Genomic DNA, 20,098 nt, shown 5'->3' with positions numbered 1-20,098 from the left:
CTCCGTTCCTGTCCGAACCGCTGCTCGTACTGCTCGCTGCCCTGCTGTCACGCCGTCCAGCCGTGTCCGGCGTTCAGGCCGGCCCCGCCCGCCCCGCTAGCCGGCCCGGTACCTCGGCTGCGGCGGCCCTGTTATCCCCGGCAGATCGGCGGCGAGCCACTTGTCGTACGCCTGCATCCAGGGACCCTTGCGGTAGTCCACCAGCACCTGGTTCACCCGCCGCACCACATCGTCCTTGCCGAGCTTGGTGGCGACGCCGTAGAACTCGGTGGTGAAGGGCTTGTCGCCCTTGAGTTCGACCGCCGGGTCCTGCGCGGCCTGGCCCGCCGCCAGGGCATTGTCCGTCACGATGGCGTCGACCAGGCCCTGCTGCAGCCGGACCAGGCAGTCCAGTTGGTTCGGCACGGTGTACAGGTCCTCGTCGGCCGGCTGCCCGTCGTGTGCGTCCTCGAACGTGGCACCGAAGCTGTTCTGCTCCAGAGCCTCGTACGCGGTCGACCCCTCGGCCGAGCAGATCCGCTTGCCCGCCAGGGACTTGTCGTATCCGGTGATCGACGAACTCTTCGGCGCGAGCACCTGCTGGCCGGCCTGGAAGTACGCCGTGGAGAACGCGACCTGCTCGGCCCTGGTGCAGTTGATCGTCATCGTGCGCACGACGATGTCCACCGCGCCGCTGTTCAGCGCCGCGATGCGCTGGTTGGTCGGTATCGCGCGGAAGATGATGTCGTCCTTGCTGCCGAGGATGTCCTCGGCGATGGCCCGGGCGAGGTCGATGTCGAAGCCCTCGAGCCCGCCGACGGCCGGATTGCGGTATCCCCAGCGGTAGCTGTTCTGGTCGACGCCGACGATCAGCTTGCCGCGTGCCTTGATGGCGTCGATGTTCGGGCCGTCCTCGGACGAGGGCCGCAGCGACGCCTCGGGGTCCGTGCAGTCGTCCGCCTCGGCGGGCACCGCCAGGCCCTGCCCGGCGGGGTCCGGGCTAAGGGTGTCCGCACCGCCGTGGGCCAGCGGCAGCAGTGTGACGGCGGCGGTCAGCACACAGGCCGCGGCCATGCCGGCGACGCCGCCCCAGCCGCGCAGGCCGGCCGGTGGGCGCCGGCGGCGCGGGTGGTGCGAGTCCGTTCTCGTGTCCGTCATCGTTCCCCCTCTCACCGGTATTCCGAAAGCCTGCGGTTGATGCCGAGGATCGCGCCCACGGCTCCGAGCAAGGCCAGCGCCGACGCGCCGACCGGCAGCCCGGCGAGCGCCGTGCGCCCGTCCTCGGCCGCCTCGGTGAACTCCTTCTGCTCGTGCGCCAGCGCCGTCTCCAGCGCCTTGTCGACCTGGTCGAACGACTCGCCCGTGGAGCCCTCGTCACCGATGACCTTGCGCAGTGCGCCGTCGTAGTCGCCCGCCTTGTCGGTGCTCGCCACGTCCTTGTGCCGGGTCTGCCACTCGGTCACGCTCTTGAGCGCCGCCTCGACGGGGTCGCGTCCCTCGCCGTCGTCGGCGAGATCCTCCGCCCGGCCGAGCTGCTCGCCGAGCAGCGCCATGCCCGAGGTGTACTCCGTCTCGTACTTGTCGTTCTTGCCGTCGTCGGTGAGGACCGCGCCGCGGGCCACCAGGGTGAGGTTCTCGTTGGCGCGGGCCTTCAGGGAGTTGATCCGGGCGTCGTTGAGGACCTTGAGGGACTGCTGGCCGTGCACCTCTGCGTCGTTCAGCTGGGCGCGTGCCACCGTGTGCCCGACCGCCAGCCACAGCAGCACCACCGTGGCCGCGGCCGTCGCCGCGAGCAGTCCGTGGTTGAGCACCCTGTTGGTACGGCGGTAGTTGCGCCGCTGCGCCCATACGAGGACGCCGAGGGCGGCCACCCCTGCCAGGAGCGAGAGCACCGGCCAGAAGCGGGCGTCGTCGTCGTCCTGCTCCAGCCGCGCCGTCTCCGCGTCGTACAGCTTCTGCGCCGCGGGCAGCAGTTGCTTCGTCATCAGTTCGTTGGCGAACCGCAGGTACGCGCCGCCCAGCGGCCGACCGAGACGGTTGTTGGCCCGGGCGGTCTCGATCAGACCCGTGTAACGGGGGAGCTGGACGTTCAGCTCGGCAATCTGGCGGCCCGACTCGCTGGAACTGTCAGTGTTGGTCGCCGCCTTGACGAGCAGCCGGGACGCGAGCGCGATGTCCTTCTCGTACCGCTCGTGGACGGCTCGGGGCTCCTCGGCGCCGGCCAGGAATCCGCTGGACGCGGCGGTGTCCGCATCGGCCAGCGAGCGGTAGATCGATGCCGCGTCGGCACTGAGCGGCTGACTGCGGCTCACCACGTCGTCGGCGGAAGCGGCCCGGTCGGAGATCTCGAAGGCCGTCACCGCGCCGAACACCACCACCAGCGTCGCGAGGACGGCCCCGATGATCTGCAGGCGACCCGGCTCCGTCGTCGCGGCGGCACGCAGCCGCCGCCTGCCCTCGGCCCACGCGCCGCCGCCGGCCGGACCGGCCGGAGGCTGAACAGGCGCGGGCGCCGGAGCCGACTGAGGCGCGGTGCCCACATTCGGCGGGTGTGTCACAAGACCTCCCCCTCGGTCGCTGACGGCCCGCCCCCCGGCGGGTCCTGGGACTACTCCCGGCCAGCAGTATGGCCGCAGGGGACTGCTTCACACCAGAATTGACTGGATCTTGTTCCACTCATGGCAACTCATGGCAACCCGAGGCATTGCGCGTCGTGCCAGGCCCGTCCCCCCACTTCGTCCCCGAAGTGAATACGCTCCCCGGACCTGATCGGTTCCCATCCGGCGCCCACCGAACGAGTGAACCTGCGGGTCCCCGGCCTCACGCCCGTGTCCGAAAACGCCCGCGCCGCCCGCCCCTTGACGGGGACGGGCGGCGCAGGCGTCCGCGTACGTGAGGTGTGGCACAGACGGTGTCCGCGGCGCCGAAGGTGCCTCAGGTGCCGTAGTGGCCCCGCAGCCTCTTCCGGGCCTCGGCAGGCGCCCCCACATGGTCGAGCCCCAGCAGCGCCGCGCCCAGCACCGGCGGAGCCGTCACCACGCGGACCACGGCCTTGGGCGCCTTCACGGCCAGCAGTTCGGCGATGTCCGCGTCCAGTTCGGGGTGACGGGCCGCCAGCACGCTGCCGCCGAGCACCAACGGAACTTCCTCGTCGAGGAGTTCCAGCCGCCCGAGCGCCACGGTCGACATCGCGACCACCTCCTGGGCCAGTCGGCGCACCAGCGCCCGGGCCACCCGGTCGCCGTCCGCGCTGGTGGCGAAGAGCACCGGCGTCAGCTCGTGCTTGCGTACGCCGGGGACCCGGCCCAGATGCAGCGCCTCGATCAGCGCGTACATCGAGTCGAGGCCGAAGTGTGCGGGCAGCGCCAACGCCAGCGCGGTCGGCTCGCCGCGGCCGTCCTCGGCGCGCGCGGCGTGCCACAGCGCCTCGTCGGCCAGCCCGGCCCCGCCGCCCCAGTCCCCGGAGATCTTCCCGATCGCGGGGAACCGTGCGGTGCGGCCGTCCGGCAGCATCCCCACGCAGTTGATGCCCGCGCCGCACACCACGGCCACGCCGCGCGGCTCGTCGACACCGGCACGCAGGATGGCGAACGTGTCGTTCCGCACCTCCGTCGTGCGGCCCCACCCTCGCGCGTGCAGCGCCGCGGTCAACTCCGCCTCCTCCACCGGGAGGTCGGCGTTGGCGAGACACGCCGAGATGTGCTCGGCGCCGTGGATAGCCGTTTTGTTCGCCCGCGCTCCGGCCAGTGCCCCGGCGATCGTCGACGCGAGCCCGTCGACGGCGGCCTCGACGCCGACCCTCGGCGGCTGGAAGCCCGGCCCCCGGCCGGAGGCCAGGACGGTGCCGTCGGCGTCGACGAACGCGACGTCGGTCTTGCTGTTCCCCGCGTCGATCGCGAGGACCGCGCCGGAGCGTCCGGGCACGCTTTCCCCGGACATGTCGGTCACGCCCACGCGAGGTGCTCCTGGTTGTGCGCGATCAGCTGGTCGGTGAGCGTCTCGGCGTACTCGTACTGTCCGATCAGCGGGTGCGAGAGCAGCGCCTTGAAGACCCGGTCGCGTCCGCCGCGCAGCGCGGCCTCCAGCGCCAGGTCCTCGTACGCCGTCACATCGGCGATCAACCCCGCGTACAGCGGATCGAGTTCCGGCACGGCCAGCGGCGTGGCACCGCTGCCGTCGATGCGGGCCTGCACCTCGATGACCGCGTCGTCCGGCAGGAACGCGAGTGTGCCCCGGTTGAGGGTGTTCACGACCTGCACCGGGCTTCCCGCCCCGCTCAGCAGCGAGGCCGCGAGATCCACCGCGGCCTCCGAGTAGAAGGCGCCGCCGCGCTTCGACAGCAGTTCCGGCTTCTCGTCGAGGGCCGGATCGCCGTACATCCGCAGCAGTTCCTTCTCCATCGCCGCGACCTCGGCGGCGCGTGACGGCTTGGTGCGCAGCTCGCGCACGACCTCGTCGTGCGCGTAGAAGTAGCGCAGGTAGTACGACGGCACGACGCCGAGCCGGTCGAGCAGGGTGCGCGGCAGACGCAGGTCGTCGGCGATGGCGTCGCCGTGTTCGGCCAGCAGCTTGGGCAGCATGTCGGCGCCGTCGGGCCCGCCGAGGCGCACCCCGGTCTCCCAGGTGAGGTGGTTGAGCCCCACATGGTTCAGATGCACGTCGGCCGGCGCGACATCGAGGAACTTCGCGAACTTGCGCTGGAAGCCGATCGCCACGTTGCACAGCCCCACGGCCTTGTGACCGGCCTGCAGCAGCGCTCGGGTCACGATGCCCACCGGGTTGGTGAAGTCGATGATCCAGGCGTCGGGGTTGGTGCGCCGGACGCGTTCGGCGATGTCGAGCACCACGGGGACGGTGCGCAGAGCCTTGGCGAGGCCGCCCGCGCCGGTCGTCTCCTGTCCGATGCAGCCGCACTCCAGCGGCCAGGTCTCGTCCTGGTTGCGCGCGGCCTGACCGCCGACGCGCAGTTGCAGCAGCACCGCGTCCGCGCCGGCGACGCCCGCGTCGATGTCGGAGGTCGTGACGATCCTCCCGTCGTGGCCCTGTCTGGCGAAGATGCGCCGGGCCAGTCCGCCGACGAGTTCGAGCCGGTCGGCGGCGGGGTCGATCAGGACCAGTTCGGAGACGGGCAGGGTGTGGCGCATCCGCGCGAACCCGTCGATCAGTTCGGGGGTGTAGGTGGATCCGCCCCCGACCACAGCGAGTTTCATGAGCAGTCAGCCCTTCACTCCGGTCAGTGTGACGCCCTCGATGAAGGCCTTTTGTGCGAAGAAGAAGACCACGATCACCGGCGCCATGATCAACACCGTGGCCGCCATGGTCAGGTTCCAGTCCGTCTGATGGGCGCCCTTGAAGGACTCCAGGCCGTAACTCAGCGTCCACATGGCCGGGTTCTCGGAGGCGTAGATCTGGGGGCCGAAGTAGTCGTTCCAGCAGTAGAAGAAGTGGAACAGCGCGGCCGCGGCGATCGCGGGCCGTGCCATGGGCAGCACGACGCGGACCATCGCCCGGAACTCCCCGCAGCCGTCGATCCTCGCCGCCTCGGTGTACTCGCGCGGGATCGTCAGGAGGAACTGACGCAGCAGGAAGATCGTGAACGCGTTGCCGAAGGCGAACGGGATGATCAGCGGCCACAGTGTGCCCGCGAGGTCCAGCTGCTTCGCCCAGAACAGATACATCGGCACGATGATCACCTGGGGCGGCAGCATCATCGCCGCGATGACCAGCATCATCATCACGTTGCGCCCGCGGAAGCGGAACTTGGCGAGCGCGTACGCCACCGGGAGGCTGGTCGCCACGGCGAGGACCGTGCCGAGCCCGGCGTACAGCAGGGTGTTGCGCCACCAGGTCAGAAAACCGGGTGTGTTCCACACGGTGGCGAAGTTGCCCCACTCCCAGGTGTGCGGCCACAGGTCACGCGTCAGCGTCTGGTCGTCGCTCATCAGGGCGGTCAGGAACACGAAGACGAACGGCAGCACGAAGAAGAGCGCGGCGGCGATGCCGAGCGAGTGGATCGCGACCCACTCCAGGGCTGCCCTGCGCCGGGCCGTACGCCGGGCCGTGGCGCTCGCCGTGCGGGCGGTGGACGGTGCGGTGGTGGGCTCCACGGGGGAGACGGTGGTCTGGGTCATCGGTCAGTCCTCCGGCGACATGAAGCCGCTGCGCCGGCGCATCAGGAACGCCGTGAACACCATGGCCAGCACGAACAGCACCAGCGCGACGACACACGCCGCTCCGGTGTCGAAACGCTGGAATCCCAGGTTGTAGACGACGTGCGGCACGGTGAGTGTGGACTTGTCGGGATAGCCGGGCTCGAAGTGCTGCCCGGAGCCGCCGATCACACCGCTGGCGACCTTCGCGGCGACCAGGGGCTCGGTGTAGTACTGCATCGTCGCGATCACACCGGTGATGACGGCGAACAGCACGATCGGCGAGATGTTGGGCAGCGTCACGAACCGGAAGCGCTGCAGGGCGTTCGCCCCGTCGAGTTCGGCTGCCTCGTACTGCTCCTTGGGCACGTCCAGCAGCGACGCCATGAAGATCACCATCAGATCCCCGATGCCCCACAGCGCGAGCAGGGTGAGCGAAGGCTTCGACCAGGCGGGGCTGTTGAACCAGTCCGGCTGGCCGAGTCCGAGCTTGCCCAGGATCGTGTTGGTCGGCCCCGTGCCCGGGTTGAGCAGGAAGACGAAGGACATCGTCGCCGCGACAGGCGGTGCGAGATACGGGAGATAGAACAGCGTGCGGAAGACGCCCGCGCCCGTCTTGATCTTGGTGATCAGCAGCCCGATGCCGAGTCCGAAGGCGACGCGCAGCGTCACCATGACCAGGACCAGCCAGAGCATGTTCCGCAGGGACGGCCAGAAGAACGGGTTGTCCTGGAAGACGTACGCCCAGTTCTTCAGGCCCACGAACGTCGGCGCGGTGAACCCGTCGTACTCCATGAACGAGAAGTAGACGGTCGCGATCAGCGGATACGCGAAGAAGACGCTGAACCCGACGAGCCAGGGGGAGAGGAAGCCGAGGGTGCGCAGCCACGACCGGCGGCGCTTCGCCCGCAGCCCCTGCGCGAGGTGGGCGGTGGTCATCAGCCGGCCTGCTCGTTGTCCTTGTCGACCTGCGCGTCGTTCTTCTTCAGCAGCGCGTCCAGGTCTTTCTCCGCGCCCTTCTCGTACGCGACGCCCTGGTCCTGAAGGGTGAGCAGGAAGGCGCCGCCGTTGACGGACGAGGGGGCGTGCGAGCTCTTGGGGTGCTGCGCGATGTCGACGAACGTGCGGTACAGCGGGTCGCTGCTCAGCTTCGGCGACTTCAGCGCGACGACGGTCGAGGGCACGTTGTGGATGGCGTTGGCGAAGGAGACGACCGCGTCCGTGTCGGTGGAGAGGTACTTCACCAGTTCCCAGGCGGCGTTCTTCTTGGCGCTGTTGCTGGCGATACCGAGGATCGTTCCGGACAGATAGCCCTTGCCGTAGTCGGCCGCCTGGTCGTCCGGGACCGGCATCGGAGCGGCGCCGATCTCGAAGGGCAGCTTGGCGTCGGACGCCATCTTGCCGCGCCACTCGCCGTCCAGCTGCATGGCCACCTGGCCGGTGTGGAACGGGTGCTTCGCGCCCCACTCGTCGCCGAGCGACGTGCGGAACCTGTTGAGCTTCTGGTAGCCGCCCAGGTCGTCCACCAGCTTCTTCTGCCACTGGAACATCGCCTTGACGGCCGGGTCCTTCGCGGTGTTCGACTTGCCGTTCTTGTCGATGTACTCGATGCCGAACTGACCGCCGTAGTGCTCGACGGTCGTCTCGTAGCCGAGGTACAGCGGCATGAAGCCGACTCGCTCGAAGCCGTCGCCCTTGGTCTTGGTGAGCTTCTTCACCGCGGCGTCGAACTCGGACAGCGTCTTGGGCGGGGCCGTGATGCCGGCCTCCTCGAAGGCGTCCTTGTTGTAGTAGAGGCCGTACGCGTCGCCGAGCAGCGGCACGGCGCAGCGGGTGCCGTCGTGCTGGGTGTACTTGGCCATCTGCGGCAGGAACGTCTTCTCCGGGTCGATCTTCGACTTGTCCAGGAACGGCTTCAGGTCGGTGAGCGCCTTGGAGGAGCAGAACCGGCCCACGTTGTCGGTGGTGAACGACGACACCACGTCCGGGGAGTTGGAACCGCCCACCCGCAGGCCCTGGTTGAGCTTGTCGTCGGTGATGCCCTTGACGATCTTGACGGTGATGTTGGGGTGCTTGTCCTGGAAGGCCTTGATGTTGGCCTCGATCGCCTCGACCTCGCTCGGCGTGGACCAGCCGTGCCAGAACGTCAGTGTGGTCCTGGCGTTCGGATCGTCCGAGGCGCCGTTCTCGGCCGACCCGGTACAGGCCGATGCGAGGAGGGATATCGCGGCCGTCGCCGCGAGCGCGACGGCCGTGGTCCGGCGGTTTCTGGGCATGGCGATGTCTCCCTGTGACGAGGCGGGGTCGGGGGAAGGGGAGAAGCGGCGGTACGGGTGTGCGGGCGTGCCGTGATGAGGTCGGGCAGGAGTGCGGTCAGTGGGACGAGGTGTCGAACACCTCGTCGCGGGTGGTGGCCAGCGCGCTCTCCAGCGCGCCGCGCAGCACCGGATGGTGTCGTACGGAGCCGAGCACCAGTCGCGGCCGGGATGCCGCGAGTTCGGTGAGCTCGGCCTGGACGCGGTCGCGCAGCGGCTCCCCGCCGGCGGCGATCACCTCGCCGGAGAGCACGACGAGCTCCGGGTCGAGCACGGCGACCATGGACGCCAGACCGGTCGCGAGCCCGGTCGCGTAGGCGTCGAGCAGCTGTCGGTACGGGCCCGAGTCCGCCTCGGCGGCGCGGGCGACGAGAGCGGTGGCGACCTCGGAGTGCGGGCCGCTGCCGATGCCGTCGATGCCGAGCTCGCGGGCGAGCCGGGGCAGCGCCTGCGCACCGGCCAGTTCCTGGAAGCCGCCGCTGTTCGCCTTGGTCACCTGGCGGACGAGCGGGGTGCCGGGCACCGGCAGGAAGCCGACCTCGCCCGCGCCGCCGGTGAAGCCGCGGTGCAGCCGGCCGCCGATGACGAGGGCGGCGCCGAGGCCCTCCTCGTTCCACAGCAGCATGAAGTTCTCGTGGCCGTGTGCGGCGCCGAGGCGCTGCTCGGCGACCGCGACGAGGTTGACGTCGTTCTCGTACTCGACGGGCATCGGGAGGGCCGCGGCCAGTTCGTCCAGCAGGGTCGGGGAGTGCCAGCCGGGCAGGTGGGAGGCGTAGCGCAGGCGTCCGGTGGAGGGGTCGAACGCGCCGGGGGTGCCGACGACGAGGCGGTGCACCTCGCCGCGGGTGATGCCGGCGGCCTTCACCGCGCCGTCGAGCGCGTCGGTGACCTGCCGTACGACGCTGTCGGCGCGCCGCCCCGGGGTGGGGAGCTCGAACTCGCCGACGGTGTCGCCGGTGATGTCGGCGACAGCGGCGCGAATGCGCTGCGGGGTGACATCGAGCCCGGCTGCGTAGGCGGCGCGCGCGTTGACCGCGTACAGCTGGGCGCTGGGGCCCGGCCGTCCCTCGGTGGTGCCGGTGGCGACGACGAGCCCGGCGGCCTCCAGGCGGGCGAGCAACTGGGAGGCGGTCGGCTTGGACAGACCGGTGAGCTTGCCGATCCGGGTGCGGGAGAGAGGGCCGTGCTCCAGCAGCAGATCGAGTGCGGCACGGTCATTCATGGCGCGCAGGACGCGCGGGGTACCGGGTGTGGTTCCGGCCACGACGGTGCACCTGCCTTTCGGCTGCCCATTTCCCCCGGCAGCCGGGCCGGCGGTCCTGCCGTCCCGGAGCTGCACTGTTAGGAAAGTTTCCTATTCGATAGGAGGAAACGTAAGGCGCACGTCAGGGCGTCGTCAATGGCAAACGCCCCCTGGGCAACCAAAGCGTTACCTCAGGGGGCGCTGCGCGCAGGCGTTTGTCCGAACGATTACTTCGTAAGGGGGGTGGGTGCGGGGATCGGGGACGCCGCGACCGACTGCGGTGAGGTGGCCGACGCGTACGCGGAAGGAGCCGCCATGCCCGCGGTCGGGTCGGCCGACGCGGCCTCCTCCGGCTGCGGCAGACCGCCGACGATCCGGATGCCCGCCACGTCGAACGCCCGCTTGATCCGCCAGCGCAGTTCCCGCTCCACGCCGAGCGCCTTGCCGGGCATCGTCTTCGCCGCGACGCGGAAGGTCATCGAGTCCAGCAGCACCTCGGTCAGGCCCAGGACCTCGATCGGACCCCACAGCTGCTCGTTCCAGGGCTCCGACTTCGCCAGGTCGTCCGCGACCTCGCCGATCACGGTCTTGACGCGGTCCAGGTCCTCGGAGGAACGGACGGTGACGTCGACGGTGGACGTCGCCCAGCCCTGGCTGAGGTTGCCGATCCGCTTGATCTCGCCGTTGCGCACGTACCAGATCTCGCCGTTGTCGCCGCGCAGCTTCGTCACCCGCAGGCCGACCTCGATGACCTCGCCGGAGGCCACGCCCGCGTCGACCGAGTCCCCGACGCCGTACTGGTCCTCCATGATCATGAAGACGCCGGAGAGGAAGTCGGTGACCAGATTGCGCGCACCGAAACCGATCGCCACACCGGCCACACCCGCGGAGGCGAGCAGCGGCGCCAGATCGATCTTGAAGGCGCCGAGGATCATCAGGCCCGCGGTGCCGAGGATCACGAAGGACGCGATCGAGCGGAGCACCGAGCCGATGGCCTCCGAGCGCTGCCTGCGCCGCTCGGCGTTGACCAGCAGTCCGCCGAGCGCCGTGCCCTCCACCGCCTGGGCGGAGCGGTTCATGCGCTCTATCAGCTTGGACAGGGCCCGGCGCACCAGCATTCGCAGCACCAGAGCCACGACCAGGATCAGCGCGATGCGCAGCCCGGTGTTCAACCAGGTCGACCAGTTCTCCTCGACCCAGCCCGCGGCATCGCCCGCATGCTTGGCGGCTTCGTCGAGCGTGACTGGTGCGGGCGACGGATCGGCGTCCGCGCGTGCGGCGGACCAGAACGCGGTCACGGGGGAGAACCTCCAGGCGTGCGGTGGGAGACCAACCACACTAACGGGGTCACGGGAGTGCAACGGCGTCTCGGCGTCCCGGAGAGACAAGGCTCACGACGAGGGAGGAAAAGGGAGGAAGGCCCTGTGGTGCAAAACACCTTCAGCCCGTTACGCGCACGTGGTGGCGCTCGGACCGGCCATGAGGCGAAACTGAAGGCAGATCGTCCCGGCGCGAGCCACGCGCCGCCGGCGTACAAGGAGGCATCCACCGTGCCGCACGTCCTGGTCCTGAACGCGTCGTACGAGCCGCTCGGCGTCGTACCGCTCCGCCGCGCGCTCGTCCTCGTACTGGAGAACAAGGCTCTCTGCCTCGAGGAATCCGGCGCCTTCATGCACAGTGCGACCCGTGTCGTCGCCGCGCCCAGTGTGGTCCGGCTCAAACGGTTCGTTCGGGTCCCCTACCGGGGGCCCGTTCCACTCACCCGCAAAGCGCTCTTCGCCCGCGACGGCGGGCGCTGTATGTACTGCGGTGGCGTCGCAACCAGCGTCGACCATGTCGTTCCGCGCAGTCGCGGGGGACAGCACGCCTGGGACAACGTGGTGGCGGCCTGCCGCCGCTGCAACCACGTCAAGGCCGACCGGCATCTGCGCGAGCTCGGATGGCGCCTGCACCAGCAGCCCGCCCCGCCGAGCGGACTCGCCTGGCGCATCATCGGGACCGGGCATAGGGACCCGCGCTGGCTGCCATACCTGCAGCCGTACGGCGCGGACGACGCGATGGCCCGGATCGACGGCATCTCTGCCTGAGGACGGCGCCATTTTTTGTACCCGGTTCTCCCCGCTCCCGCGGGGAGACCACGGTGCCGGGCGCGACGCGCCCCCGGCGCGTCACTTCACGACCGCGTACGCCTCCACCCCGAACAGGGAGTAGCCGAACTCGGTCGCACGCTCGTCACCCTGGATGCGGACGAACCTGGTGTCCTTCGCGTCCATGCGGACCGATTCCCGGCCGCCCCCGCCGTCCGTGACCGTTGCCGCCGTGCGCCAGATCCTGCCGTCCGCCGAGACCTGTATGCGGTACTTCGTCGCATAGGCATCCTGCCAGTGCAGCACGACCTGTCCGACCCGCTCCGGCCGCTCCAGCTCCACCTGCCACCAGGCGCTCGGCCCCGGTTCCGACGACCAGCGGCTCTCCGCGTCGCCGTCGATGGCCGCGGGCGCCGGGAAGTCGGCGGTCTCGTCGCCGGACGAGGACGCCTTCGCGCCCTCGGTGCGGGCGAGGTCGGGGCCGCCGGTCCGCGGGAAGGCGCGCACCGTGAGCGTGCTCTCCTGCCCGGCGAAGGAGAACGGCACCCGGTACTCGCCCGCCGGGGTGTCCTCCGGAACGGTGACCTCCACGGGCACGGTCGTCCGCAGCCCGCGCGGCACCGTCGTCTCCTTCGGCACCTTCACCTCGATGCCCGCCGGGGCCTTCGCCCTGAGCGCGCCGCGGACCTCGCCGGGACGCTGCGCGGTCAGCCGGACCCCGGTCCGCTGCGGCGCACCGCCGATCTCGGCGCTGGTCTGGGCGCGTACGAGATCCAGCCCGGCCGCCGGTTCGTCCGCGAACCAGGGCACCACCGACCGCACCGGTACGGACTCGTCCCCGTCCGGCGCCACCCGCAGCGCGTCCACCGTCAGGCCCTTGGCGTCCGTCTGGGTCCAGCCGCCGGCAGCCAGCGGGGCGAGCGCACGCCATCCCTCGCCCGGCACATGCACCTGCAGATGACCCCGTGAGACGCCCGTCGGCTCGGCCATCGTGGTCACCGCGGTCACCGGACGCGGCCGGTCCAGCCACACGGTGTCCTTGCCGTCCTCGGCGCGCTCGGCGCCCGTCCACGCGCGCGACTCCTTCACCGCACGGTCCAGGAACGGGTCGAGAACGCCCTTGCCCACCGTGACCCGGCTCGTCCGCAGGTTCCCCCGCAGCTCTTCCAGGTCGAGTGACGCCTCCCACGCCGGCTGGCCCTCGCCCCGCGCCTGCCCCTGAAGCATGTCGACCGCCAGCTCGCCGGCCCGGCCGTATCGGGCCAACTGGTCGAGCCAGGGTCGTACTTCCCCGGCCAGCCGCCCGTCCGCCGCCTGCTTCAGCCGCTCGGGGGACTGGCGCATCACCGTGAACGCCGACCGCAGGGCCTTCGCCGCGCGCTCGCGCGCGGCGGCGTCGGCCGTGGTGCGCGCGCGCCAGAACTCGTCCATCAGCGGCCGCAGATACGCCGATTCGGCGTCGGGGCCGAGGATCGACGACGCGTCGTTGCCCGCCAGCGCTGTGAGCGCCTCCCGTGCCTTCGCGTCGCCGCCGGCGAGATCGTCGAGTGCGGCCTGCCAGGACTGCTCGGGGCGGTAGCCCCTGGGGTTCCAGGCGTAGTCGGCGGCCGTGAACAGCGGGATGCGGGAGGCCGACGCCTGCTCCATCGCATTGGCCAGCAGCGCCGCCGAGCCCGTCGCGACCGCGGGCTCGCGGCCGGTGTAGGGACCGAGGAAGATCCGGTCCTGGGCGTAGTCGTTGACCGGGTAGTTGTCCATGGTGACGAGCGGATGGCCGAACGCGTCGCGCGCGTCCGCCAGTTCCCGCCCGGTGATTGTGCGGGGTACGACGCCGACACCCGTCCACGCCACCTTCACCGAGGCGTCCAGCTCCCGGGCGAGCGCCCGGCGGTAGTCGGTGGCGCCCTCCTGGTAGAACTCGGTCGGCATCACCGACAGCGCCTCGGCGCCCGGATGACGGTCGGCCAGATGCCGGGCGACCGCGTCCGCGACGCGCGCCTGTGCCTTCGCGGCGGCCTCGGGGCCCGAGCCGAAGGTGTCCGCGTCCTTGTCGCAGTGCCACTCGCTGTAGCTCACGTCCTGGAACTGCAGCTGGAAGGCGCGCACCCCCAGCGCCCACATGGCGTCGATCTTGCGGGTGAGCGCCCGTACGTCGCCTTCGTCGGCCAGGCACATGGACTGCGCGGGCGCCACGGCCCAGGCGAGCGTCACATGGTTGCGCCGTGCCCGCTCGGCCAGTTCACGGAACTCCGCCCGCTGCGCCGCCGGGTACGGCTCGCGCCACAGGGCCTGGCGGTACGGGTCGTCGCCGGGGGCGTACAGATAGCGGTTCTGCTTGGTGCGCCCCATGAAGTCCAGCTGCGCGAGCCGCTGGCCATGGGCCCACGGGCGTCCGTAGAAGCCTTCCGTCGTGCCGCGCACGGCCGTTCCCGGCCAGTCGCGTACGACAACTCCCGGAACACTGCCGTCGGAGACCAGCTGGCGCAGCGTCTGCACACCGTGGAAGAGGCCGTCGTCGCCCACACCGTCCAGCGCCACCGTGTCGCGGTCCTCGACCCTACCGACGGCGAGGCGGTAGCCGCCGGACGGCAGATCGGCGCGATCGGACGCGCGCAGGGCGCGCAGGGCGTCGTGAGCCCCCGTGCCGCCCAGGCGGAGCACGGGTCCGCGGCCGGGCAGTTCGGTGTGCACCGTCTGCACCCCGGCCTCGCGCAGCAGCTCCTTCGCCAGCTCGACCGCATAGGGGTCGGCGGCGTGGTCCGCGACGACGGTCGCCTCGTCGCCGAGTGCGATCGCGCTCTTGGTGGAGCGCAGTGACTGGGGGCGCGGCCAGACGGACGGCGCGTCGGCGGCACCTTCCGGGTCCTGCGCGGAGCCTGCGGGGGAACCGGGGTCGGTGGGGGCCGCGGCGGCTCCCTGGGCGCCGCCGAGCAGACCACCGATGACGGCGACCGCGACGGCCGCCGCTGTACGCCTTCTGCCCGCGAGCCGCACGCCCGGTCTCCCCTCGGTCTCCCCTGCCGTTCCGGTTGGTTTCGAGCCCACCACCCCCACCGCGAGGGTGTCAATGCGCGTGGCCGTTGTGTGGCTTTTGCCTGGTGTGGTGGATGATCGGAGGCGGTTCGCAGGACCTGCGGTCGACTGCCGGACGGGGAACGCCGTGTGACCCGGAACACGTTGACCGATCGTGTACGTCTGCGGTCGTGCCCGCTGGGTAGGGCTGCTGTTGCCCGTTCACGACCGTTCACGCACGCCCGCTTGGAGTGATTCTCGTGGCCGCATCCGCCCACCTGCTGCTTTCCGCTCTGTCCAAACAGGTCCCGGCGCAGTCCGCGCAGCCCCCGACCGGCTGCCCGCTCGCCCATGACGTGCCGCTCACCAGCGAGCCGCCGCTCGCCCACGACGTCCCCCTCACGAGCGAGCCTCCCCTCGCTCACGCCGCCCCCCTGACCAGCGAGCCCCCGCTCGCCGACATCGCGCCCCTGACCAGCGAGCCCACCGCCTACGGAACGGCGGGCGGCGCGGAGTCCCCAGGGGTCTGAAGGAGTCCGCATGGGCCTTGCCAGGCTCGCCGCGCTGCACGGAGTCGCCACCACCTTCGCGCCCTCCGAAGGCGTGACGCTGGCCGTTCCCGACGCCACGGTCGTCGCCGTGCTCGCCGCGCTCGGTGTCGACGCCTCCACGCCGAAGGCGGTGCGTGCCGCCCTGGACCATGCGGACCGCGCCGCCGAGGCGCGGCTGCTGCCTGCGACCGCCGTCATCTGGCAGGAGGAGGGAGCCACCGCGGGCGTCCCGCCCGTGCTGGACGCACTGCCTGCCGGCACACGGCTGCGCGTCGCCACGGAGCAGGGTCCCGAGGCCGCCTGGACAGTGCCTCCCGTCGCCGACGAACGCCGCCGCACCGCGCCGCGGAAGCCCGCGACCGGGACCCGGCCCGGTACCGAGGACCGGGCGGGCGGCTGGGACCGGCTGCCGCTCGGCGTGCACCGTCTGCAGGCCGATGCCGCCGACGGCCGGACCGCCGCCACCACCCTGGTCGTCGCCCCCGGTCGGGCGCCGGCTCCCGAAGGCCGCTCCCACGGCTTCCTGGTCCAGCTGTACTCCCTGCTGTCGGCCCGCTCCTGGGGCATGGGCGACCTCGTTGACCTCGCCGAGCTCGCCACCTGGTCGGGAGAGGCCCTCGGGGCGTCCTTCGTCCAGGTGAATCCGTTGCACGCCGCTGTGCCCGGCGCCCCCACCGACCCCTCCCCCTACCGCCCCTCGTCGCGGCGCTTCCCCGACCCCGTACATCTGCGCGTCGAGGACGTTCCCGAGTACGTCTACGCCGACGCGGCCCAGCGCGCCCGCCTGGAGGAGCTGCGCGAGAAGGCGGCGCAGCTGCGTGAATCGGTGCTCGGCAAGGGCGCGTTGATCGACCGGGACGCCGTGTGGGACCTCAAGCGCGAGGCCCTGGAGATCCTGCACACGGTTCCGCTCGGCCCCGGCCGCCGCGCCGCCTACTGCGCGTTCCTCGCCGAGCAGGGGCAGGCGCTGGAGGACCACGCCACCTGGTGCGCCCTCGCCGAGGTGTACGGCTCCGAGTGGCACGGCTGGCCGGCCGGGCTGCGCGATCCCCGCTCGCCGGAGACCGCGCGGGCGCGCGGCGAGCTGACGGACCGCGTCGACTTCCACAGCCGGCTGGTCTGGCTGACCGACGCCCAGCTGGCCGCCGCGGGCCGGGCGGCGCGCGAGGCGGGCATGGGTGTCGGCATCGTCCACGATCTCGCGGTCGGTGTGCACCCCGGCGGCTCCGACGCCTGGGCCCAGCAGGACGTCTTCGCCGCCGGGATGTCGGTCGGTGCCCCGCCCGACGCGTTCAACGCCCGCGGCCAGGACTGGGGCCTGCCGCCCTGGCGGCCCGACGCCCTCGCCGCCTCCGGCTTCGCCGCCTACCGGGGCGTGCTGCGCGGCATCCTGCGCAACGCGGGCGCGCTGCGCATCGATCATGTGATGGGACTGTTCCGGCTGTGGTGGGTGCCGCAGGGCGCGCCGCCCACCGAGGGCACCTATGTCCGCCACGACGCCGAGGCGATGCTCGCCGTCCTCGTCCTGGAGGCTCACCGCGCGGACGCCGTCGTCGTAGGAGAGGACCTCGGCACGGTCGAGCCGGGGGTCCGCGAAGCTCTCGCGGCACGCCGGGTGCTCGGCACGTCCGTGCTCTGGTTCGAGCGTGACTGGGCAGGCTCGGGCGCCCCGCTGCCTCCGGAGCGCTGGCGCAAGGGCTGCGTCGCGACCGCCACCACGCATGATCTGCCGTCCACGGCGGCCCGGTTGACCGGCGACCATGTGGAGCTGCGCCACCGGCTCGGCCTGCTCACCCGCGCCCTGGACGAGGAGCGCACGCAGGACTCGGCCGATGTGCAGGAATGGCTCGGAGTGCTGGAAGGGCTGGGGCTGCTCCCCGAGAGCGCGGGCGACGAGGAGGGCCGGGTCCGGGCGGTCTACCGCTTTCTGCTGAGCACGCCCGCCCGCATGGTCGGCATCTGGCTGCCGGACGCGGTGGGCGACCGCCGCCCGCAGAATCTGCCGGGCACCTGGGACGAGTACCCGAACTGGCGCCTGCCGGTCGCGGACGCCGAGGGGCGCCCCATGGCACTGGAGGAGCTGGCCGCCGCACCCAGGCTGCACCGGTTGCTGGAGATCTTCGGGTCCCGTACGGCACCCCCGGACGCGCGGGCCTGAGGGCCATTCGCTACGTTGGCACCGTGGACAAGAAGAACGCCTTGCGCGCCGGCGCCGTCGCGGCCGGTACGACGCTGATGATGCTGCTGATGTCGTCCCCCGCGCTTGCGCTCACCCCGGACGACGGCGACGACCCGGGTCCCGGCCTGAGCGTGGTCGAGACGCTGAGCCTGTACGTCCTGGCTCCGATCGGCCTGTTCGTGCTGATCGCGGGTCTGGTGATGGTGCTCGACAAGTCCAGGAAGCAGAGCTGAACCCGCTCTGAATCCCTGCCTTCGAGGCGCCCCGGGTGCGGATGCACCCGGGGCGCCTTTGTCGTGCCCCGAAGTGCCCCAAAGCCGGTGTCGTGCCCCGAGGCGGCTGATCTTTCAGTTTTGCTTCAAAGAATCATCGTAAGTATTCGATGGACCTAAGAGGTCTTCCGGAGTGACGGTGGATGCACCGCAATCACCTCGCAGGAAGGCTCAGGATGACCGTGACAGCCCCGGACCGTGTCCGCAGCGGCATGACGACCGCAGTGCAGTGGGGGAGGCGGGGTGCGGGGCCGGGGCTGCTGATGGCCGCCGTCGCCACCGTCGTCTGGTCCGGCAGCTTCGTCACCTCGCGCGCTCTGCACGACTCGGTGCCGCCGGTGCAGGCGGCCTTCTGGCGCTGGGCCGTGGCGATCGTGGCCGTCGCGCCGTTCGCGGCCCGGACCGCATGGCGGCAGCGCGCTCTGATCCGGCGTCACATCCGCTTCCTGCTCCTCGCGTCCCTGCTCGGCGTCACCGTCTACAACACCCTCGTCAACCAGGCCGGACTCACCACCTCCGCCGGCAAGATGGGCATGATCATGGCTGCCTCGCCCGTGCTGATGGCCGCCTTCGAACGGCTCGGCGGCGCGCGTCTCGGCGCCCGTCGCACCACGGGCATGCTGGTCGCGTGCGCGGGCGTGCTGCTGCTGGTCGGTGACGGGTCGCTTTCGGTGGACTTCGCCGCGGGGGACCTCTGGATGTTCGGCGCGACGCTCAGCTTCGCCTCGTACAGCGTCCTGCTGCGGCGGCGGCCGGCCGGGATCGACGGGCCGGCCCTGCTGTTCGTGACGTTCGTGCTGGGGGCGTTGATGCTCGCGCCCGTCTTCGCCGTCAGCGTGGCCCTCCAGGGGGGTTTCGAGCCCTCGGCGGGGACGGTCGGTCCGCTGGTGTACGTCGGTGTCTTCTCGTCCGCGGTCGCGTTCTTCGCGTGGAACCGGGCCATCGCCCTCATCGGCGCCGCCCGCGCGGGAACGGTGTACTACCTGCAGCCCGTGTGCGTGGCCCTGCTCTCGTACGCCGTGCTCGGGGAGTCCCTGGGGACGGCGCAGATCCTGAGCATGGTGCTCATCCTCGGGGGCGTGATGCTGGCGTCGGCGACGCGGCGGACGGGATGACCCCGGGAGGAGGAGCAGCTGCGGGACGAGATCGACGAACTGCACGTGAAGACCTATCCCGTACTGCTCGGCTCGGCGATCCCGATGATGTCCGCGGGATTCGCGGTCACCGAGTTCGAGGCGGCCTCAAGCCGGGCCTTCGACAACGGTCTGATCCAACGGTCTGATCTTCACCCGCTGCACCAGGAAGCAGTAGTCCCGCCCGGCACCGATAGCGTGCGGGCATGACCGAATGGGACATCAGGAAGCTGCGGATCCTGCGTACGCTCAGCGAGCGCGGGACCGTGACGGCGGCGGCCGAGGCGCTGCTGATGACCCCCTCGGCCGTGTCCCAGCAACTGGCCAACCTCTCCCGGCAGCTCGGTGTTCCCCTGCTGGAGGCGCACGGCCGCAGGGTCCGGCTCACCGACGCGGCGCAGCTGGTGCTGCGTCATGCGGAGGTGGTCTTCGCCCAACTGGAGCGGGCGGACGCCGAACTGGCCGGGTACCTGCGCGGCGAGAGCGGGACCGTGCGGATCGGCGCCTTCTCGACAGCCGTGCCCGCGCTGGTCGTTCCGGCGGTACGAAGACTGCGCTCGGCACACCCCGGCCTGGAGGTGCGGGTCAGGGAGGCGGAGGCGGCCGAGGCGTACGAGCTGCTGTCCGCGGGCCAGGTCGACCTCGCGCTGTCGCTGGCCGCACAGGCGCCGACGGCGCGCGACCCGAGGTTCGCGCTCGTTCCGCTGCTCGCCGACCCGCTGGACGCGGCGCTTCCGGCGGACCATCCGCTCGCAGCGGCGGAAGGGCTGCGGCTGGCCGATCTGTCCGGCGAGCCCTGGATCTTCGGCGGCAGCGGCCCGTGGTCCGAGATCACGCTCACGGCGTGCGAGGCCGCCGGATTCGTGCCCGAACAGGCCCACTCGGCGGCGGGCTGGACGGCGATCCTCGCGATGGTGGAGGCGGGGATGGGTGTCGCGCTCGTCCCGCGGATGGCGTCGGCCGAGCGGCGCAGCGGCGTGGTGATGCGCGTCCTCGCCGACGATCAGCCGCGCCGCCATGTGCTCGCGGCGGTACGCCGTGGCTCGGAGGCGTCGCCGGGCATCTCGCGCGTGCTGTCCGCCCTGGCGTGCGGCGTCGAGGGCGGGCCGGCCCCCGGCGGGGCGTGACGTGCGATCACCGTCGCCGGCGTCCGGTCGGATGCCCGACCGCCGGTACCG

17 protein-coding genes are annotated in these 20,098 nt (G+C 71.4%); 7 read left to right on the top strand and 10 right to left on the bottom strand.

The features are described from left to right. Positions 1 to 96 precede the first annotated feature (96 nt). The 9 genes from AC067Z_RS06135 to AC067Z_RS06095 form a co-directional block, all read right to left on the bottom strand. Complete coding sequence (locus AC067Z_RS06135) at positions 97 to 1,137, bottom strand: glutamate ABC transporter substrate-binding protein (RefSeq protein WP_478788256.1); 1,041 nt, start codon at positions 1,135 to 1,137, stop codon at positions 97 to 99. Positions 1,138 to 1,148: 11 nt separating this feature from the next. Then, complete coding sequence (locus AC067Z_RS06130; RefSeq protein ID WP_478788255.1) at positions 1,149 to 2,537, bottom strand: hypothetical protein; 1,389 nt, start codon at positions 2,535 to 2,537, stop codon at positions 1,149 to 1,151. Positions 2,538 to 2,913: 376 nt separating this feature from the next. Beyond that, positions 2,914 to 3,918, bottom strand: coding sequence for an N-acetylglucosamine kinase (locus AC067Z_RS06125; protein ID WP_478788480.1), 1,005 nt, complete (start codon positions 3,916 to 3,918; stop codon positions 2,914 to 2,916). Positions 3,919 to 3,923: 5 nt separating this feature from the next. Beyond that, positions 3,924 to 5,189, bottom strand: coding sequence for a 6-phospho-beta-glucosidase (locus AC067Z_RS06120; protein ID WP_478788254.1), 1,266 nt, complete (start codon positions 5,187 to 5,189; stop codon positions 3,924 to 3,926). A gap of 6 nt (positions 5,190 to 5,195) precedes the next feature. Next, positions 5,196 to 6,110, bottom strand: a complete 915-nt coding sequence (locus AC067Z_RS06115; RefSeq protein ID WP_478788253.1) for a carbohydrate ABC transporter permease — start codon at positions 6,108 to 6,110, stop codon at positions 5,196 to 5,198. Positions 6,111 to 6,113: 3 nt separating this feature from the next. After that, the gene (locus tag AC067Z_RS06110; protein ID WP_478788252.1) at positions 6,114 to 7,067 is read right to left on the bottom strand and encodes a carbohydrate ABC transporter permease; all 954 of its coding nucleotides are present in this window, start codon (positions 7,065 to 7,067) and stop codon (positions 6,114 to 6,116) included. Next, on the bottom strand, positions 7,067 to 8,404 hold the full coding sequence (locus AC067Z_RS06105; RefSeq protein ID WP_478788251.1) for an ABC transporter substrate-binding protein: 1,338 nt from the start codon (positions 8,402 to 8,404) through the stop codon (positions 7,067 to 7,069). The genes AC067Z_RS06110 and AC067Z_RS06105 overlap by 1 nt, the downstream gene beginning before the upstream one ends. 97 nt (positions 8,405 to 8,501) lie before the next feature. Continuing rightward, positions 8,502 to 9,707 (bottom strand): ROK family transcriptional regulator, encoded by a 1,206-nt coding sequence (locus AC067Z_RS06100; RefSeq protein WP_478788250.1) that lies wholly within the window; start codon positions 9,705 to 9,707, stop codon positions 8,502 to 8,504. 206 nt (positions 9,708 to 9,913) lie between these two features. Continuing rightward, positions 9,914 to 10,984: a mechanosensitive ion channel family protein gene (locus AC067Z_RS06095; protein ID WP_478788249.1), complete on the bottom strand. Its 1,071-nt coding sequence runs from the start codon at positions 10,982 to 10,984 to the stop codon at positions 9,914 to 9,916. A gap of 252 nt (positions 10,985 to 11,236) precedes the next feature. Here AC067Z_RS06095 and AC067Z_RS06090 point away from each other — a divergent pair, with 252 nt between their 5' ends. Next, positions 11,237 to 11,773, top strand: a complete 537-nt coding sequence (locus AC067Z_RS06090; RefSeq protein WP_478788248.1) for an HNH endonuclease — start codon at positions 11,237 to 11,239, stop codon at positions 11,771 to 11,773. Between the two features lie 81 nt (positions 11,774 to 11,854). On the opposite strand, the gene AC067Z_RS06085 is transcribed toward AC067Z_RS06090, so the two are convergent. Beyond that, the gene (locus tag AC067Z_RS06085; protein WP_478788247.1) at positions 11,855 to 14,767 is read right to left on the bottom strand and encodes a beta-N-acetylglucosaminidase domain-containing protein; all 2,913 of its coding nucleotides are present in this window, start codon (positions 14,765 to 14,767) and stop codon (positions 11,855 to 11,857) included. A gap of 278 nt (positions 14,768 to 15,045) precedes the next feature. Between AC067Z_RS06085 and AC067Z_RS06080 the strand changes: the two genes are divergently transcribed. The 6 genes from AC067Z_RS06080 to AC067Z_RS06055 all read left to right on the top strand — a co-directional run bounded on the left by AC067Z_RS06080 (position 15,046) and on the right by AC067Z_RS06055 (position 20,047). Beyond that, the gene (locus AC067Z_RS06080) at positions 15,046 to 15,315 is read left to right on the top strand and encodes a hypothetical protein (RefSeq protein WP_478788246.1); all 270 of its coding nucleotides are present in this window, start codon (positions 15,046 to 15,048) and stop codon (positions 15,313 to 15,315) included. 10 nt (positions 15,316 to 15,325) lie between these two features. Continuing rightward, positions 15,326 to 17,494, top strand: a complete 2,169-nt coding sequence (gene malQ / locus AC067Z_RS06075; RefSeq protein ID WP_478788245.1) for a 4-alpha-glucanotransferase — start codon at positions 15,326 to 15,328, stop codon at positions 17,492 to 17,494. 23 nt (positions 17,495 to 17,517) lie between these two features. Continuing rightward, positions 17,518 to 17,748, top strand: coding sequence for a hypothetical protein (locus tag AC067Z_RS06070; RefSeq protein WP_478788244.1), 231 nt, complete (start codon positions 17,518 to 17,520; stop codon positions 17,746 to 17,748). A 215-nt stretch (positions 17,749 to 17,963) separates the two neighbouring features. Further along, positions 17,964 to 18,902: a DMT family transporter gene (locus AC067Z_RS06065; RefSeq protein ID WP_478788243.1), complete on the top strand. Its 939-nt coding sequence runs from the start codon at positions 17,964 to 17,966 to the stop codon at positions 18,900 to 18,902. A 45-nt stretch (positions 18,903 to 18,947) separates the two neighbouring features. Beyond that, the gene (locus AC067Z_RS06060) at positions 18,948 to 19,130 is read left to right on the top strand and encodes a hypothetical protein (protein ID WP_478788242.1); all 183 of its coding nucleotides are present in this window, start codon (positions 18,948 to 18,950) and stop codon (positions 19,128 to 19,130) included. Continuing rightward, entirely contained in the window at positions 19,127 to 20,047 is a 921-nt protein-coding gene (locus tag AC067Z_RS06055) for a LysR family transcriptional regulator (RefSeq protein ID WP_478788241.1), read from the top strand. The genes AC067Z_RS06060 and AC067Z_RS06055 overlap by 4 nt, the downstream gene beginning before the upstream one ends. Positions 20,048 to 20,098 lie beyond the last annotated feature (51 nt).

The organism is Streptomyces sp. NPDC043812 (assembly GCF_056436245.1).
The sequence above is the reverse complement of the archived record's forward strand: the minus strand, read 5'-3'. Positions and strand labels throughout refer to the sequence as shown.

Coding starts and splice junctions, on each gene's coding strand:
- AC067Z_RS06055 (WP_478788241.1), top strand. CDS start 19,127: ATGACCGAATGGGACATCAGGAAGCTGCGGATCCTGCGTACGCTCAGC.
- AC067Z_RS06065 (WP_478788243.1), top strand. CDS start 17,964: ATGACCGTGACAGCCCCGGACCGTGTCCGCAGCGGCATGACGACCGCA.
- AC067Z_RS06125 (WP_478788480.1), bottom strand. CDS start 3,918: ATGTCCGGGGAAAGCGTGCCCGGACGCTCCGGCGCGGTCCTCGCGATC.
- AC067Z_RS06105 (WP_478788251.1), bottom strand. CDS start 8,404: ATGCCCAGAAACCGCCGGACCACGGCCGTCGCGCTCGCGGCGACGGCC.
- malQ (WP_478788245.1), top strand. CDS start 15,326: ATGGGCCTTGCCAGGCTCGCCGCGCTGCACGGAGTCGCCACCACCTTC.
- AC067Z_RS06115 (WP_478788253.1), bottom strand. CDS start 6,110: ATGACCCAGACCACCGTCTCCCCCGTGGAGCCCACCACCGCACCGTCC.
- AC067Z_RS06120 (WP_478788254.1), bottom strand. CDS start 5,189: ATGAAACTCGCTGTGGTCGGGGGCGGATCCACCTACACCCCCGAACTG.
- AC067Z_RS06110 (WP_478788252.1), bottom strand. CDS start 7,067: ATGACCACCGCCCACCTCGCGCAGGGGCTGCGGGCGAAGCGCCGCCGG.
- AC067Z_RS06135 (WP_478788256.1), bottom strand. CDS start 1,137: ATGACGGACACGAGAACGGACTCGCACCACCCGCGCCGCCGGCGCCCA.